This is a genomic window from Pseudomonas sp. PDM03 (genome assembly GCF_014852385.1).
In the GTDB taxonomy this organism is placed as follows: Bacteria; Pseudomonadota; Gammaproteobacteria; order Pseudomonadales; family Pseudomonadaceae; genus Aquipseudomonas; species Aquipseudomonas migulae.
This window is the reverse complement of sequence record NZ_JACVBM010000001.1, coordinates 229,463-246,618: the sequence shown is the minus strand read 5'-3', so window position 1 is coordinate 246,618 and position 17,156 is coordinate 229,463. Positions and strand designations below refer to the sequence as shown.

Genomic DNA, 17,156 nt, shown 5'->3' with positions numbered 1-17,156 from the left:
CCATCAGCGCGATCAACAATAACGGGGAGCTGTCATGAGTGAAATTTTGCAGTATGAAATCGTCGGCCCGGTGGCGCGCCTGACGCTCAATCGGCCACGGGCCATGAACGCCTTGAACCTGGCGACGCTGGACGAGCTGGAACACTGCCTCGACGACATTGCTCGCAATGACGAGTTGCGGGTAGTGATTCTCACCGGCAACGGCCCCGCCTTCTGCGCCGGAGCCGATTTGAAGGAAGTGCTGGCCGGCGCCAGCCTGGCCGCCGGTGAAGCTGATTTTCTCGACCGTGCGAACCAGGTCTTCAGTCAACTGCGCAATTTCCCCAAGCCAGTGATCGCCGCCCTCAATGGCGTGACCATGGCCGGTGGCCTCGAACTGGCGATGTGCGCCGACATCGTGGTGGCAGCGCAATCGGCCACCCTGGCCGACGCCCATGCCAATTTCGGCGTCTATCCCGGTGCGGGCGGCGCAGCGATCCTGCCACGTCTGATCCCGCTGAACATGGCGATGTACCTGCTGCTGACTGGCAGATCCCTGTCGGCCACTGAAATGAAAGTCTATGGCTTGGTCTGCGAAGTCCACAGCGATACGGAATTAGCCAGCGCCGCACTGACATTGGCGCAGCACATTGCCAAGAAGAGTCCGATCGCACTGCGGCGCATGAAAGAGGTCGCTCGCGCCTCTGCCGACAAGTCTCGCGACGATGCCCTGCTGCACGAGCAGGTGATGTTGCGTCAACACCTGCGCTCCACCGATTTCCAGGAAGGTCTGCAAGCCTTTGGCGAAAAACGCGCACCGAACTTCAAGGGCCGCTAGGCCGCACATTTTCCGACTTCGCAGGAACAGACCATGAACGATATCTATGTAGCAGGCGTTGGCATGACCCCCTTTGGCCGCTTGCTCGAGCGCAGCGTCCACGACCTGGTTGGCGAGGCCGTCAGCCTGGCCCTGACGGATGCCGGTGCCGTCACCGCCGACATCGGCTCGGTGTATTACAGCACTATGACCAACGGCATTTTGCAGGGGCAGACCGCCATTCCGGGACCGATTGCCATGCGCCGTCTAGGCATCGAGGGTGTTCCGGTGTTCTCGGTGGAAAACGCCTGCGCGTCCGGTTCGTCTGCCTTCAACCTCGCCATCCTGGCGTTGCGCGCCGGTCAGTGCGACATCGCCCTGGCGGTGGGTGCCGAGAAGATGAACATTGCCGATAAAGCGCGGATGTTCGCGGTGTTCGATGGCGGCTGGGACGTATCCACCGTCGAGCAGAACAAACGCACCTTGCTGGCCATGGGCGAAGGCATCGTGCCGCCGCCGGGCACGGTTTCCGAGCGCCCTTACAGTGTGTTCATGGACGTGTATGCGGCGATCTGCCGCAATCACATGATGCGCTACGGTACGACTCAACGGCAGATTGCCGCGGTGGCGGCGAAGAATCACCAGCACTCGGTGCACAACCCGCTCGCACAGTTCCAGCAGGCTTTCAGCATTGACGAGGTGCTGGCGTCGCCGCCGATCTGCTACCCGCTGACCACGCTGATGTGCTCACCGATCAGCGACGGTGCCGCCGCGGTCGTGCTGTGCAATGCCGACGGCCTCAAACGCTTGAAAAATGCCGGCGAGCGCGCCGTGCGTGTATTGGCCAGTGTGGTGCAAACCGGCACCAGTCGTGGCCTCGACGAGCCGGAAAAAATCGTTGCGCACCTGGCGGCGAAAAAAGCCTACGCCCAGGCTGGCGTTGGCCCGGCCGATGTCGACGTCGCCGAAGTGCACGACGCCTCGGCCATTGGCGAAATCATCAATGCCGAATCGCTGATGTTGGTGCCTTTCGGCGAAGGCGGTCCGGCGGCCGAGCGAGGTGATTTCACCATTGGTGGCTGCATGCCGATCAACCCGTCCGGTGGCCTCGAATCCAAAGGGCACCCAATTGGCGCCACCGGCCTGGCGCAACTTCATGAGCTGGTCACGCAACTGCGTGGCGAAGCCGGCAAGCGTCAGGTCGAAGGCGCGCGCATTGCCATTCAGGAAAACGGTGGTGGTTTGTTCGGCATCGAAGAAGCCGTTGTCGCCGTCAACATTCTCGCCAACAAGAATATTTAAGGAGCCCCCCATGGGACACGTCATGCGCACCTCGGAGCAATTGGAAGCGGTCGAGAGTTTCCGTCGTTTCCTGGCCGATAAGATCGACCCGGTGTTCAACAAGGAATACCGCGACAAATTCATCCCCCGGGAGAAGATGGCCGAGATCATGCGCCAGCTTACCGAGTTCGGCATGATTTCCGGCGCGGTCAGCGAGGCGCACGGCGGCCTGGGCCTGGACTGGCCGACCCTGATCATGCTGTTCGAAGAAGTGGCGGCGTGCTCGGTCGACCTGTCGTCGCCGGTGGTGATCAACTCCTTTGGCGCGCAGATACTGGAAAAATTGGCGCCGGACCACCTGCGTGACCGTTACCTGCCCGGCCTGATCAGTGGTGACCTGTTTGCCAGCATTGCCATTTCAGAGCCGGACGTCGGCTCCAACGTGCTGGAAATCAAAACCCGGGCCCGACGTGACGGCGACGATTTCATCATCAATGGTGAAAAGACCTGGATCAGCAATGGCTCCTACTCCGACTTCCTGATCTGCACCTGCCGTACGGGCGACGATCCACGCAAGGGGCTCACCCACTTCCTGCTGGACCGCAAGGAACATCCGTATGAAGTGCGCAACATTCACAAGATTGCCTGGAACAGCCAGTCCACTGCACAAATTTTCCTCAACGATGTACGGGTGCCGGCCAGCAACATCATCGGCAACGAAGGTGAAGCGCTGAAAAACACCCTGTCGCTGTTCGAGCGCTCCCGTGTATTCGTCGCTGCGCAAGGCCTGGGCATCGGACGTCGCGCCCTGGAAGAAGCGGTGCGTTATGCCAAGGAACGCAAGCAGCACGGCAAGCTGATCGCCGGCCATCAATTGATCTCGGCGATGCTCGCGGAAATGGCCACCCGGGTTGATGCAGCCCGGCTGTTGACTTACCGCGCCGCCGAGATGATCGGGGCTGGTATTCCAGCCGAAATGGAAGCAGCGATGGCCAAATACTTCGCGTGCGAGGCGGCGGTGACCATCGCTCGTCAGGCCGTGCAGATCCACGGTGGCGCCGGTGTCACCACCGACTTCCTCGTCGAGAAACTGGCTCGTGAGGCGATCGTCGTCCCCATCCCCGAAGGCACCACGCAAATCCAGCAACTGATCATCGGCCGCGCCCTGACCGGGATCAACGCGTTCTGATCGGCTCAAGGTTCGACACCCAACAATAACAATCCGGTCACTTGATGGCCGGGCAAGGAACAGGACACTTTCATGCGTATTCAAGACAAAGTCGTGGTCATCACCGGTGGCGCTTCGGGCCTCGGCCTGGCAACCGCTCATTATTTGGTGGAGGAGAAAGCTGCGTTCGTCGCGATTTTCGACCTCAACGTCGAAGCCGGTGAGGCTGCCGTCGCGAGAATTGGCGCGGACCGGGCAATATACGTCCAGACCGACGTCAGCGACGAAGCCTCGGTTCAACATGCCGTCGATACGGTCATGGCCCGGTTTGGTGCCATCCACGTGTGCATCAACGGCGCTGCCGTGCCAACCGGTTTCAAAATACTGGGTAAGGAAGGCAAGGCTGCACCGCTGGCGCGCTTTGCCCAAGCCACTGCGATCAATCTCAATGGCGTGTTCAACGTCATGTCCAAGTGTGTTGAACAAATGACCCGCAATGACGCCGAAGCCGGCGAAGAACGCGGCGTGGTGATCAACGTATCGTCAGGCGCCGCGTATGAAGGCCAGGTTGGCCAATGCGCCTACTCCGCGACTAAAGCTGGCGTGATCGGCATGAACATGCCGGCCGCGCGCGAACTGGGTGCGGTCGGGGTACGTGTCAACGCCATCGCTCCGGGGCTGTTCCTGACCACCATGGTTGCCGGGCTCGAGGAAAAAATTCTCGACTCGCTCAAGGAACAAATGGAAGCACCCAAGCGCCTGGGCGACACCCGCGAGTTTGCTCATTGCTGCGCTTTCCTGATCGAGAACGCCTACATCAACGGGGAAACCATTCGCCTTGATGGCGCAACGCGAATGCGCGCTCGCTAAACCAAGCTGCGACCTTCTTGAGCCATCAGAGCAATCAACCATGAAAATGAATTTTTGCCGCATCATGCGTTTGCTGGCATTGCGTTATGGCGATAACGAGGCAATCGTCAACATCGAGCGCAATCGACGCTTTAGCTATGCGCAATATCACCTGCTGAGTAATCGCATCGCCGATGTGCTGCGCACCACATTGAAGGTGCGGGCGGGTGAGCGCTTCATGCTGATCCTGGAAAACGACAACCTCAGCCTGATGATGTTTCCCAGCACCTTCAAGCAGGAAGGTACGGTGGTCATGACCAACCTGCGCGATGCGCTCGACGAGCATGCGCGCCAGATCGACCTGGTCAAGCCGCGGATCGTGTTTCTCGAGACCCGCCTTCTGGAAAGCTATTACGAAATGCTGCGCCATCGCGGATGCGAGGTGGTCGTGATGGACCCGCCCACCACCGAACAAGCCGCCCTCCCCGGCGTGCACAGTTTCTGGCCGCTGGTGGAGGCCGCTTGCGATCTCGACAACGAGGTGAGTCTCGATACCGACGAGCATATCTGCATGTTGCGCTTCACCGGGGGCACCACCGGCAAGGGCAAATGTGCGATGTACTCCATCGACAACTGGATGGCGTGTCGCGACGCAGCGTTCATCAATACCGACCTGGGGTTCTGCGGTACGACGCGATTGCTGCACGTCTCGCCGTTATCCCACGGGACGCTGATGAAGTTCATCCCGACGGTTTATGCCGGGGGTACCAACATCACCCTCAATCACCTGGACATGGAAAGCTGGCGGCGGACGGTGGAGCATGAACGGGTCACTCATTCGTTCCTGGTGCCCACCGTGCTCTACCGACTGCTGGAGTTGCAGCGAAGCGATCCAAAAGACTTCTCTTCGCTTACCACACTGATCTACGGCGCAGCGCCGATGAGCCCTGACAAACTCGGGGAACTGGTGGCGTGCTTCGGTCAAATCTTTACTCAAGGTTATGCCGCCACCGAATCCCCGATGCTGATAACCACGCTCAACAAGGCCGCCCACCAACCGGATAGCGCTACAACATTGCAGCACTTGTCATCCGCCGGACGTCCAACGCCCGGGGTCGAGGTTTTCATTGCAGACGCGCAGGGAAACCCGTTGTCCATTGGCGAAACCGGTGAAATTCGCATCCGCTGCAAAGCCATTATCAAAGGTTACTATGAGAACCCTGAAGCAACAGTGGCAGAGTTCGAGGACGGTGCTTGGAAGTCCGGCGACTTGGGCTACCTCGATGCCGATGGCTACCTGTACATCGTCGACCGCCTCAAGGACATGATCATCAGCGGCGGTTTCAATGTGTACGCGGTGGAGGTTGAAGCGGCATTAGCCGCTCATCCCTCTGTAATGATGGCTGCCGTAGTCGGTATTCCTCACGAGGAATGGGGTGAAGCCGTTCATGCCGAAGTGGTTTTGCGTAAAGGTGAGACCGTCAGCGCCGAGGCTTTGATTGACCATACACGGGCGCGACTGGGTGGCTACAAAGCGCCCAAGTCGTTGGTATTTGTCGAAGAACTACCTACTTCAGCAGTAGGCAAAGTACTACGCCGGCAAGTACGCGAAAAATACTGGCAAGGTGCATTGCGCAAAATCGGTTGAAGTTCGGGACAGCAGCTGCTTGCCCCGATATCAGTTGATTTATACCGAGTATGCTCATGAACCCATTCGATTTGGGCCGTTTCCATGCGCTTACGCGGACCGACGTTGCACCTGGGACATGCGCTCACGATGCTCAGTGGGCGCAACAGTGTCGCATCAGAGCCAATCTAACTGCGGTGGGCAAGTTTTGGCCGATCGCAGTCTTACGCGAAGGGCAGCTATGGGTCGTTCGCTGCCCCTCACTATAGGCCGTTATCAACCATTTACGGCCCTCCAGATGTGTCTACGCCTCTGAGGAATATCCGCCCAGCTAACGTCCGTACAAACCCCGGAAACGTATCAAGCCAGCAACTCACTAATCCACCGCGCCTGCCGGGCAACATCCTGCACCTTCTCCTCCGACACAGCCTGCCGCGCGTGGGCGAACTGGGTCAGGGTCTGTTGCTTGTGGCGCAGGATGCGCTGCCATTTGACCAGGAACGCCGGGGTGCGTGCCTGCATCTGCAGCGGGCCGAAGTACAGTTCTTCGGCGGTGTACGTCACCGGTCCGGCGCGCTCGGCGACGATGATTTCGTAGTCGAAACGGTTTTCGCGCAGCACTTCCTCGCAGAGGATGCGGTAGCCATTTTCCATCAGCCATTGTCGCAGTGGCTGCTCGCCGCCGTTGGGCTGCAGGATCAGGCGTTCCTGGCCGCTCAGGTGCGCCTTGCCGCTGTCGAGGATGTCGCGGATCGTCTCGCCGCCCATGCCGCAGAGGCTGATCGCGGTGATCCCGTCTCCCGGCTCGATTGCCGCCAGGCCATCGGCCAGACGCACGGTGATGTGCTGGTCCAGGCCGTTTTCGCGCACGGTGCGTTCGGCCGAGTGGAACGGCGTCAATGCCACCTCGCCCGCCACCGCCGACGCGATGGCACCACGGCGCATCAACGCCACCGGCAAGTAAGCATGATCCGAGCCGATATCGGCCAGGCGCGCACCGGCTGGCATATGCGCAGCCACGCGCTCCAGGCGCATGGACAATGTCTGTTCGTTCAACTGCAGTTCCTTTTCACCACGGATGTCCGGCACCGTTGGCATGAGTGCGGGCCGCACATGATGCTTGGTGGGGGTGGCAGGGTAAAGCGCCGACGCGGGTTGTGTGATGAACTGCCTGTCGTCTTGCCTTCGGGTAGACAGGCTTGAACGGTTGAGTCGCCCTACTCCCGATCTTTCGTCGTACGGATGAGGTTGCCCCGTAACTTCACGATTGCCTGCTGCAATTGCACGAAGTCGTCGGCATCCAGACCGGTTTGCGGGAAGCCGTCTTCGGAGAGACCTTCCCGCAATTTTCGCCCCTCTTTTGTGAGGCTGATCCGCACTTGGCGTTCGTCTTCCGGGTCGCGCTGGCGCAGCACATACCCCATGGCTTCCAACTTCTTCAGGATCGGAGTGAGGGTGTTGGATTCCAGGAACAGTTTTTCGCCGAGGCTGCCAACGGTCTGGTTGTCTTCCTCCCACAGCGCCACTAGGGTGATGTATTGCGTGTAGGTGAGTCCGAGCCGTTCGAGCATTGGCTTGTAAGCCTTGCCGAAGGCGAGGTTGGAGGAATAGACCGCAAAACACAGGAAGTCGGAAAGCTTCAGGTCGAGGGCGGATGTCTTTTCAGTGGGTTTCATGAGCATTCTCCGGGCCAAAGACAAATGAATCGCAAGGCCTGACTATACATCGCATGCGATGGTATCGGAAGTGCTCGTTAATCTGGTATTCGCTATCCACGTGCAACAGACCGGTGAAAGTCGGCGCACAGCTCACCAGGGAGCCGTGCGTCGACGGACACTGCCGCCGTCAGCATCAAGTCTTCATGCTTTGGGCTTTTCACTTGCCTCAGCGACTTGAACCCGGCTTTTCATATCGACTTACGACACTTGAACATTCAAATACACATCAATGTTGCCGCGCGTGGCCTTCGAGTACGGGCAAATTTGATCCGCCGCATGTGCAACAGCGCAAGCGACCTCATAAGGCAGGCCTGGCAGGTTGACGTTGAACCCGGCCTGCAGGAAGTAAGCGTTCCCGGTTTGCCCCAGATCGATTTCGATATCGACGGACACGTCGGCCGGAATAGCCACCTTCAACTCTTTGGCCGCAAGACCAAGCGCTGCGATGTAACAGGCCGACCATGCGCCGGCAAACAACTGCTCGGCCGTCGGGTGCGGCTGGGTGGCGGCAAATACGTGGGCCGGTTTGGCGCTCCCCGGCGTTGAGAGTTCGATGTCGAGGTTGCCGTTGTGCCCGCGCGAAGTGTTGCCGGAGCTGCTCAGGGTGGTGTGAGTCTTGCCGGTAGCCAAGACTTTTTCGATTTTGCTCATCAGTGATTCCTTGAGTTTTTTTATTAAAGTCAAATAGCACTAAAGATACGTAACTATCTGACCTGGCTAAGTTTATAGACACGACAAAAGCACCGGGAATGACGGAAAAACCGATCACCTTCGGCTTTTCCGGCCACCCAGCTGCCCTTCGCCAGTAGAGATGAAGCCCATCACCGCTCGTCGCCAAGTCGCGACATGAGCTTTGACATCAAGGGGTCTTTACTTGAATATAACTACATCGCATGCGATTTAATCGATAACGATAGCAAGCCACCATAACCCTGCCGTTTGGAGAATCCGCCATGAACACCGCAAGCAGCCGCACAATCTCTGTCTCTCACGCTGCCCATGGCCACAACGGCAACAACTGGATCACTGCTGCATGAAACTGATCCAGCTCCGGGCGTTCTGCTCAGTGGTCGACATGGGCAGTTTTCGTTCGGCGGCGCGAACGCTGGAAGCGGCTCAAAGCACCTTGACCGAGTCGATTCAAAGTCTGGAAAGAGAACTGGGGGCCACCTTGTTGGTGCGCTCCAATCAAGGCATCAGCCTGACCCTGGCCGGCAAGGTGTTCCTGACCAGGGCACGCTCGATCATTCTGGATTGTGATCGCGCAGTACAGGACGTCCGACAATGCAACGGTGCGCCCGAAGGTCAGATCGCATTGGGTGTCACGACGGAACCCTTGGCTGCGTGCCTGATGCCGGTCTTCAACAGTTTTACCCGCCGATTTCCAAACGTGCAGTTGCACGTCGCCGGTGGCCAGACGAAGAAGTTGATCGAAATGATTCGCGCGGGCCGGCTCGACTTTGTGATGTGTCCACTGAGTGCCGACGTTTGCGATATCGACTTGCAGATTGAGCGGCTTTACCGCTCGAAAGCCAGCGTCATAGCGCGCAAGGGCCATCCCCTGGCGGAGGCTCGCTCAGTGCGCGACCTCGCCGATTGCCAGTGGATCAGCGTCCGCCCGGCGGGGATTGCCGGTAGCGCGGAGAAGCATCTGATCGAGCTGTTCAAAGCCCAAGGCTTGCCGCCTCCGAAAATCGCGATCACGACCGAGTCGCTGCTGGAAATCCTGCACATCATCTCTGAGACGGACTACCTGACCATTGAGCCCGGCATGCTTCCCGGCATGAAGCTGTTTTCCTCGTCGCTGACCAGCATTTCGATTAGCGAGCCGCTGGAGTCGTGCGAGGTGTGCCTGATCAGCCGTCGAGTGTCACCCTTCACCCAGGTCACGCAAGAACTGACCAGCATGCTGATTTCGTATTCACGCTTGCGTCATCGGGCCAAGGGGTGAAGGTTCGAGTCGTCATTCAAGCGCGTCCATTATCGTCACCAGAATCCTGATCGCTCACGCCTGAAAGTGGTCCCCATGCGGAGTTCTCAGTATCCTGCGCAACACTCAAGACGCGTGACACAAGGAAGTCCCCATGTTTATCCATCGCAGTTGCATCACCGTGCTGGCGAGTCTGATGCCGTCGCTGTGCATGGCGAGTTCGTTTTCCATAGATTCTCGCTCCGAGAGTCTCTACCAACAGGCTGTCCCGTATCTGCAGCAAGCCAATAGCAAGCTTGAAGCGGTGCCTTCCAATTTTCCCACGGCGAGTGCCGAGGAGAAGCAGCGCTCAATGGCGCTGGTCGACGAAGCGGGAGTGTTGCTCAGGCCTGCGATCACATTGCTGGAGCAAGCCGCAGCGCTTGAGCATCCGGTAGCGCAGTATCGTCTGGCGTTGATCTACGTGATGCTCCATCCGAGCGACGTGATAAAGGAGAAGGCTTGCCCCTTGTTCGAACAAAGTCTGGTGCATGGCTTTGCTCCAGCGGCACTCGAAATTTCGTCCTGGTGCGTGGCGTTCACGGACACCGTCCAATACCAGACAGCGCTGCAGGCGATCGAGGCCAGCATGCCCCTCTATGAGAAATACTTTCCGCAGCCGGTTGTAAAGCTTGAGTGTCGACGCGAAGAGCCCGTGGGCATGGCAATGCAATGGGGCAGCAGCCGTGATTATCAAGCGGAGATTTACCGGCTGCAGGGTGACAGTAACCGCGCGCAGCGCTGGGAGTTTTACCAGAAAGCGCTCGATATCAATGACTGCTACAGGGTGAAACGGCGCATGGCGAGTCGTACCTGACCTGCGCCCCCTGAACTGAAGGGCGGTGAATGGTGAAACGGAACCGGTGACGGCGATAACCGCCGTCTACCGGTTCAACCTCTCAAGCCAGCCGATTACAGATCGGTGATTTCCTTGTGGCGCGGTACCAGCAGTTTCATCACACTCCACGCCACCAGGTAGGCCACCGCACAGATGGCGAACATGATCATGTAGCCGGTGTGAATATCGTTGATCGATTTGTAGTAGTCGAACACCCAACCACCAAGCTTCGTCATCGCAACCCCGCCCATGCCGCCGGCCAAACCGCCAATGCCTACCACTGACGCGATGGATTTTTGCGGGAACATGTCAGACACGGTGGTGAAGATATTGCACGACCACGCCTGATGCGCCGACGCCCCGATACCGATCAATATCACCGGTACCCAAAAGCTGATGTAACCCAGTGGCTGAGCCAGCAACACCAGCAGCGGGAAAAAGGCGATGACCAGCATGGCTTTCATCCGGCCGTCATACGGCGCATCGCCACGTGCCATGAAATAGCTCGGGAACCAGCCGCCGCCGATACTGCCGACCATGGTCATGCTGTACAGCACGGCCAAAGGCAACACGATGGCCGCGCCCTTCATGCCGTACTGCGCCGACAGGTAGGTTGGCAGCCAGAACAGGAAGAACCACCACACACCGTCGGTCATGAATTTGCCGAAGGCGAACGCCCAGGTCTGGCGGTAGGTCAGCAACTTGAACCACGAGACTTTTTTCTCGGCAACGCCCGGTGCCGGGGTGGCAATCACCTGCGCGTCGCTGCGGATGAAGGCCAGTTCCTCTGCCGAGAGACGTTTTTGATTTTCAGGTTTTTCGTACAGCGCAATCCACACGGCCACCCAGACAAAGCCCAGCATGCCGATCACGATGAACGCCGCTTCCCAACCCCACAGGGCGGCAATCAGCGGCACGCAGATCGGCGCCAGGATCGCGCCCACGTTGGCACCGGAGTTGAAGATACCGGTGGCGAAGGAGCGTTCCTTCTTCGGGAAGTATTCGGCCGTGGCCTTGATCGCGATCGGGAAGTTACCCGCCTCGCCTATCGCCAGCACGGCGCGGGACAGCATGAAACCGGCGATCGAGACCGGGATCACCGCAAGACCGAACGCACTGCTCACCGCCGCGATGCCCTCGCCCATCGGCACTGAAAAGGCATGCATCATGGCGCCGGTCGACCAGACAGCGATCGCGATGATGTAGGCCTTCTTGGTGCCGATTTTGTCGACGAAACGGCCGGCAAACAGCATGGATATCGCATACACAAACTGGAAAACGGAAGCGATGTTGGCGTAGTCGCTGTTGCTCCAGCCAAATTGCGTCGACAAATCCGGCGCCAACAGGCTGAGCACCTGGCGGTCGAGGTAATTGACGGTGGTGGCAAAGAACAACAGCGCACAGATCGTCCAGCGATACTTGCCGACGGACTGGCCGACACGTTGCGCATTGATGGGCTCGTTCAGATTCATGGCATCACTTTATTATTGGATTGTGGTGATGATCTCTCGGTTTCAAGCGAGATCAATTCTTACGCGCAGCGAACTGCTCTGTGGCTATCGTCAGACGAGTAGCACGTGCAATCGGGGGGTTGCTACAGATAACGGGGATGACTGAGCGCCTGGGCAGGCAATCAGGACCGGACCACAAGAAGCGGTATGCGGGAAGGCTGGAATGCGGATTGAGTTCATGATGGGACCCGGTTTTTGTTTTTAGGGGTGTAACATCGTATGTCGTCGTACAACTACGCCTTTTATAACGACTCCCCTACCCGGCTGTCAATCCGGAAAATGGCCGTTCGTCTCGACGTACAACTCGCCGAACGGCAAAGGCTGCGCCGCCCTTGAAGAGATTAGTGGTCCGGGTGTGGCCGTGGGTATTTGAAAATCAGATAGTCGTACGACAACGCATGTCGTGGCGAACATTTGAATGGTAAGAGCGAGCAGGCTCGCTCCGACCATTTTCGAGGGGGCTTATTTGACCAGCCGTTTTTCCTTCGACGGCCTGTACCCGAAATACGAGCTGTAGCACTTGCTGAAATGACTCGGTGACACAAAACCACAGGCCACCAGCACATCCACCTGGGACAGTTCCGTGTGCTGCAGCAGGCGCCGCGCTTCGGTAATCCGCAATTCCATGTAATAACGCTGAGGCGTGGTGCCGAGTTGTTCCTTGAACAGACGCTCGAGTTGGCGCCGAGAACGGCCTGCGTAAACGGCCAACTGCTCCAGCTCCAGAGGCTCTTCGAGGTTGGCGTCCATCAGCTTCACCACTTCGCGCAAGGGTGCGCTCACGCAGACATTTTCCGTTGGTTTGATCCGCCGGTAACGCGACTCTTCGAACGCGAGGATGTCCTCGATCCCTTCGACAAGAGCCTTGTCGTGCAAGCTCTTGATCCAGTCCAGCGCCATGTGGAAAGCGCCCGAAGGACTGGACGCCGTGAGCCGGTCTCGATCAATGACAAAAGGCTCACTGGTGACATGCGTCGCTTTCGCCACTTCCGCGAGCGCGGGGCGATGTTCGGGGTGAATCGCGCAGCGATAGCCGTCGAGCAAGCCGGCACTCCCGAGGAACCAGGCGCCATTCCACAAACCGGCCAGGCTCACGCCATGGTCGGCGGCCGCTTTCAACAGACTGGTCAACTCGTCAGAGGCCTTCAGCTCGGTTCTGTAGCCACCGCAAATGACCAACAGATCGAGTTCGTGCACGACGGAATAATCGATGCGCGCATCCGGCCGGATGACCAGCCCCAGATCGCTGACGACCTCCCCGTCGTGCAAGCCGAACGTGCGCGACGAGAACAGTTTTGGCCGTAGCAGATTCGCCGTGACGATCGTATCCAGTGCCTGCGTAAATGCCGGCAGCGAAAAATGTTCGAGCAGCAAAAAGCCTGTCCGTGTCAGTTGAACAGGCTCGTCGGGGTTGTCGTTCAGATAGCGAAGATTTTTCCCCTTCATGCCTCCGCTAAATTGGCGTCGTTCGATCAAAGTTTTTGGCACTCGGTTACGGCGTAGATAAAACCTAATGCTACCTGCTGACGCTCAAAACACCCTAGCGCCATTTACACCTGATCACGCCAACTGGAAGCCATGACGAAGCGGGTCCTTGTCATCGACAAATATGGTGTTGTGCCCGGTAATCTGCGCCCAGCCACCGATGCTGGGGCGAATGCCGTCGAATGAGCCGACTTTCTCCGCAGACTCGACTTTGCCTTCGAAGATCGTGCCGATCAGGCTCTCATTGCGAAACGTCTCGCCCACGCGCAACCGGCCCTTCCCCACCAGTTGCGCCATCCGCGCCGACGTCCCGGTGCCGCCGGGAGAGCGGTCAATCGCCTTGTCGCCGTAGAACACCGCACTGCGGCCATCAGCGGCGGTACCGTGTTCGTCGTCGCACCAGATGACATGGTGAACGCCGCTGATCCGGCTGTTTTCGGGATGCACGGGATCACCCACGCCTGCCAATGCCGAGCGAAGTTTCTGACTCAGGCTGACGATGTCTGCGGTCGTCATCCCCGTCAGGCCGGCCCAACTTTCTTGTGGTTCAACCACTGCATAGAAATTGCCGCCATAGGCAATGTCGACGGTGAAGGCTCCAACGCCCGGCACCTCGACCACCACGTCGGCGCTGTGCAGGTAGCTGGCCACGTTGAACAGTCGGATCGAGTCCACGTATTCGCCGCTCATGACGTAATCGACATCGACACGTCCGGCCGGTGTTTCGATGGCCAGCCGACCCGGTTCGCGCGGCGTGACCAGGCCCTCTTCGATCACCACGGTGGACAACCCGATCGTACCCGCCCCGCACATTGGCAGGCAGCCGCTGACTTCGATGAACAATGCGCCAAAATCACAATCGTCGCGGTTCGACGGGTAGATGATCACGCCGGACATGATGTCGTGCCCACGGGGTTCGAACATCAGCGCGGTGCGAACCCAGTCATGGTCGCGCACGAAGATCTCACGGCGTTCGGCCATCGAAACGGACGGCAGCAGAGGCCCGCCGCCGGTCACGACCCGCACCGGGTTCCCGCACGCATGGGAGTCGACACAAAAAAAGCTACGTCTCATTCTGAAGGTCTCTCAAAGAAGTGCGCGTGGGGAGTGACGCTGCAACGCGCCGCGTGTCAGCCGGTCCAGCAACAGAGCCACCGCGACGATCGCCAGACCGGCACGCAGCCCCAGGCCCATCTCCATTCTGGAGAGACCTCGCGTCACTTCGGCACCGAGTCCACCGGCACCGACCAGGCCCGCCAGCACCACCATCGCCAGGGACATGAGGATGCATTGGTTGAGCCCGACCAACAGCGTCGGCGCGGCGGTCGGCAGTTCGATCTTGAACAGAATGTCCCGGGGTGAAGCGCCGGACGCCTGGCCCAGTTCCAGCAGGTCTTTCGGTAACTGTTTGAACGCCAGGGTGGTCAGCCTGAGCATCGGCGGAATGCCGTAGACGATGGTCGCGATAATCGCCGGCACTCGCCCGAGGCTGAACAGCATCACCGCGGGGATCAGGTAAACCCACGGTGGCACGGTTTGCATGATGTTGAGGATCGGCAGGAAGGCTTCATCCACGCGTTTTACCCGTGCCGCCAATACACCGAGCGGAAAGGCGATGGCCACCGAGATCAACACCGCCACCGAGACCAGCGCGATGGTTTGCATGGAGGCCGCCCAAAGGCCGGCGAACAGGCAAAACGCCAACATCAAGGCGGCAAACACCGCGACGCGTTTGTTGGCGAAAAAGAACGCGCCGACCACGACGATGGCGATGAACAGATAAGGATGCGGCGCCAGCAACGTGGACTCCACCGCGCCCAGCACCGCCTCGATGACTTGGCTGATGCCTTTGAACACACCGTGCAGATTGGCGTTCAGCCAATCGACTGCGGGCGCCAGGAATTCGCCCGGGGAAAATTGCAGTTCTGAGGCACTCATTGGCTTTCTCCCATCCGCGAGCGGGCAGCGTGCTGCGCTAACCGATCCAGGATCATGGTCAGAATGACGATGGCGATGGCCGCGTTGATCGACTTGGCGATATCCAGTGTGCGAACGGCGCCGTAGATCGATTCACCCAGCCCGCCGGAGCCGACGATGCCGGCGATAACCACCATGCCGAACGCCATCATCAAGCTCTGGTTCACCCCAGCCATGATGCTGGGCTTGGCGAACGGCAGGCGAATCTTGAAAAACATTTGCCAGCCCGTGACACCACTGGCATCGCCCAACTCGATGAACTCTCGCGGGGTCATCCGAATCCCCAGGGATGTCAGGCGTATCGCCGGCGGCACGGCCACGATAAAAGTGGCGAGCAGTGCGGTGGCCGGGCCGTAGCCCAGCAGCGCGATGGCCGGCAACAGGTAGATGTAGGGCGGCATGGTCTGGATCAGGTCCAGCACCGGATCGACCACGCGATCAACCGACGGCGCGAGGCCGGCCAGCACGCCCAATGGAATCGCGACCACCAGCGCCAGTACGGTGGCCGTCAGCACCAGCGCAAGCGTGCTGACCGTCTCTGGCCACAAGCCGATCACGTCGCAGAACACCAGCGCGAGGCCCGCGAGAATCGCGAACCGGGCGCCCACCACCCGCCATCCGATCAGGGCGATGGCCAGCGCGACGAGGTAATACGGCGGATAGGCAATGCACCAAAGCACACTTTTATAAACGCCCGTCAGCAGTGCATTGACACCGTCGAACAAAAACTCGCCATGGTCCGAGAGCCATTCCAGGCTCGAGTCGATGGTCGCGTCGAATTGATCGGAAAAGTCCGGAATGCTCATGTCGATGCCTCCAGAACGGTGTCGGTTGTTGAGGCCGAGAATTCATTCGGAATGCCCTGAACGCCGCGAAGCAAATCGCGCGGCGTAATGATGCCCACCACCACGCCGTTGTCGATGACTGCCAGCGCGTCGCGCTCGGACTTCATCGTCAATCCGATCAGTTCGTTGATGTCTGCGCCCAGCGAAGTCTTGCTCAGCCTGGAAATGTCGCATCCCGGGTTTGCGACCTTGAAAGGCTCGACCGGCGTCATGACCGAGTGCGCCTTGACCAGGTGCAGCCGGGAGATACCTGCCACAAATTCCGCGACATAATCGTCCGCCGGGTTAAGCACGATTTCCTCGGCGGTGCCGACCTGGATGATCACGCCATCCTTCATGATCGCGATACGATCACCGATGCGGATGGCTTCGTCCAGGTCGTGAGTGATGAAAACCGCGGACTTGCCAAGCTCCTTGGTCAGCTGGCGAAACTCGTCCTGCAACTGCCGGCGAATCAATGGATCAAGCGCACTGAACGGCTCATCCATCAAAATCACTTCAGGGTCGGCAGTAATGGCGCGGGCCAGGCCGACACGTTGCTGCATGCCGCCAGACAACTCCGTGGGGTAACGCGATGACCATTCGCTCAGCCCCACTTTGGCCAGTGCCTGCTCGGCCACTTTGTACCGCTCAGCCTTGCCGACGCCCTGCACTTCCAGGCCGAATGCCGTGTTCTCCAGCACCGTTCGATTGGGCAACAACGCCACACTCTGGAAGACCATGCCGATGTGACGCGCCCTCACCTCTCGAAGTTGCGCCGGTGTCAGGGAAGACAGATCCTTGCCTTTGACCAGCACTTTGCCTGAGCTCGGCGTGATCAGTTTGTTGAGGAGCCTGATCAAGGTGGATTTGCCACTGCCGGACAAGCCCATGATGCAGAAGATTTCGCCTCGTCGAACCTGGAGGCTGACGTCGGAGACCCCGACCACACAGCCGTAGTTTTGCAGGATCTGAGTCTTGGTCAGCCCTTGCTGAGTGACAACGTTCATCGCTGCCGGTGCGGCTTTCCCGAAGATTTTCCAGACTGACTGGCAATCTATCAGCACTTCGTTAGTGTCTATTTTGGCCGTTGTCATTTTCGTAACCCGTGAA

General features: G+C 59.0%; 16 protein-coding genes. 7 read left to right on the top strand and 9 right to left on the bottom strand.

Annotated features, from left to right (window positions below):
* Positions 1 to 34 precede the first annotated feature (34 nt).
* The 5 genes from IB254_RS01135 (at position 35) to IB254_RS01115 (ending at position 5,742) form a co-directional block, all read left to right on the top strand.
* Positions 35 to 817, top strand: a complete 783-nt coding sequence (locus tag IB254_RS01135) for an enoyl-CoA hydratase/isomerase family protein (protein ID WP_192415894.1) — start codon at positions 35 to 37, stop codon at positions 815 to 817.
* A 33-nt stretch (positions 818 to 850) separates the two neighbouring features.
* Entirely contained in the window at positions 851 to 2,098 is a 1,248-nt protein-coding gene (locus tag IB254_RS01130) for a thiolase family protein (protein ID WP_192415892.1), read from the top strand.
* Between the two features lie 10 nt (positions 2,099 to 2,108).
* Positions 2,109 to 3,266 (top strand): acyl-CoA dehydrogenase family protein, encoded by a 1,158-nt coding sequence (locus tag IB254_RS01125; protein ID WP_192415890.1) that lies wholly within the window; start codon positions 2,109 to 2,111, stop codon positions 3,264 to 3,266.
* Between the two features lie 72 nt (positions 3,267 to 3,338).
* Complete coding sequence (locus tag IB254_RS01120; RefSeq protein ID WP_192415888.1) at positions 3,339 to 4,115, top strand: SDR family NAD(P)-dependent oxidoreductase; 777 nt, start codon at positions 3,339 to 3,341, stop codon at positions 4,113 to 4,115.
* Between the two features lie 40 nt (positions 4,116 to 4,155).
* Positions 4,156 to 5,742, top strand: coding sequence for a class I adenylate-forming enzyme family protein (locus IB254_RS01115; protein WP_192415886.1), 1,587 nt, complete (start codon positions 4,156 to 4,158; stop codon positions 5,740 to 5,742).
* 339 nt (positions 5,743 to 6,081) lie between these two features.
* Here IB254_RS01115 and IB254_RS01110 read toward each other — a convergent pair whose 3' ends face one another.
* The 3 genes from IB254_RS01110 to IB254_RS01100 all read right to left on the bottom strand — a co-directional run bounded on the left by IB254_RS01110 (position 6,082) and on the right by IB254_RS01100 (position 8,090).
* Positions 6,082 to 6,777 (bottom strand): tRNA (adenine(22)-N(1))-methyltransferase, encoded by a 696-nt coding sequence (locus IB254_RS01110; RefSeq protein ID WP_318653011.1) that lies wholly within the window; start codon positions 6,775 to 6,777, stop codon positions 6,082 to 6,084.
* 161 nt (positions 6,778 to 6,938) lie between these two features.
* Positions 6,939 to 7,397 carry a MarR family winged helix-turn-helix transcriptional regulator gene (locus tag IB254_RS01105; protein ID WP_008033385.1) on the bottom strand — a complete coding sequence of 153 codons (459 nt, stop codon included), beginning with the start codon at positions 7,395 to 7,397 and terminating at the stop codon, positions 6,939 to 6,941.
* Between the two features lie 240 nt (positions 7,398 to 7,637).
* Entirely contained in the window at positions 7,638 to 8,090 is a 453-nt protein-coding gene (locus tag IB254_RS01100) for an Ohr family peroxiredoxin (protein WP_192415882.1), read from the bottom strand.
* A 382-nt stretch (positions 8,091 to 8,472) separates the two neighbouring features.
* On the opposite strand from IB254_RS01100, the gene IB254_RS01095 reads away from it, so the two are divergent.
* Both IB254_RS01095 and IB254_RS01090 read left to right on the top strand, forming a co-directional pair.
* Positions 8,473 to 9,390 (top strand): LysR substrate-binding domain-containing protein, encoded by a 918-nt coding sequence (locus IB254_RS01095; RefSeq protein ID WP_192415880.1) that lies wholly within the window; start codon positions 8,473 to 8,475, stop codon positions 9,388 to 9,390.
* Positions 9,391 to 9,523: 133 nt separating this feature from the next.
* Entirely contained in the window at positions 9,524 to 10,225 is a 702-nt protein-coding gene (locus IB254_RS01090) for a hypothetical protein (RefSeq protein WP_192415878.1), read from the top strand.
* A 95-nt stretch (positions 10,226 to 10,320) separates the two neighbouring features.
* Here IB254_RS01090 and IB254_RS01085 read toward each other — a convergent pair whose 3' ends face one another.
* From IB254_RS01085 to IB254_RS01060, 6 genes are all read right to left on the bottom strand, one after another.
* Positions 10,321 to 11,718, bottom strand: a complete 1,398-nt coding sequence (locus IB254_RS01085; RefSeq protein ID WP_008033386.1) for an MFS transporter — start codon at positions 11,716 to 11,718, stop codon at positions 10,321 to 10,323.
* A 501-nt stretch (positions 11,719 to 12,219) separates the two neighbouring features.
* Complete coding sequence (locus tag IB254_RS01080; protein WP_192415876.1) at positions 12,220 to 13,203, bottom strand: GlxA family transcriptional regulator; 984 nt, start codon at positions 13,201 to 13,203, stop codon at positions 12,220 to 12,222.
* 114 nt (positions 13,204 to 13,317) lie between these two features.
* Complete coding sequence (locus tag IB254_RS01075) at positions 13,318 to 14,316, bottom strand: 4-hydroxyproline epimerase (protein WP_192415874.1); 999 nt, start codon at positions 14,314 to 14,316, stop codon at positions 13,318 to 13,320.
* Between the two features lie 12 nt (positions 14,317 to 14,328).
* Positions 14,329 to 15,180, bottom strand: a complete 852-nt coding sequence (locus tag IB254_RS01070) for an ABC transporter permease (protein WP_192415871.1) — start codon at positions 15,178 to 15,180, stop codon at positions 14,329 to 14,331.
* Positions 15,177 to 16,025 carry an ABC transporter permease gene (locus IB254_RS01065; protein WP_008038802.1) on the bottom strand — a complete coding sequence of 283 codons (849 nt, stop codon included), beginning with the start codon at positions 16,023 to 16,025 and terminating at the stop codon, positions 15,177 to 15,179. The genes IB254_RS01070 and IB254_RS01065 overlap by 4 nt, the downstream gene beginning before the upstream one ends.
* On the bottom strand, positions 16,022 to 17,140 hold the full coding sequence (locus IB254_RS01060) for a quaternary amine ABC transporter ATP-binding protein (protein WP_192415869.1): 1,119 nt from the start codon (positions 17,138 to 17,140) through the stop codon (positions 16,022 to 16,024). The genes IB254_RS01065 and IB254_RS01060 overlap by 4 nt, the downstream gene beginning before the upstream one ends.
* Positions 17,141 to 17,156 lie beyond the last annotated feature (16 nt).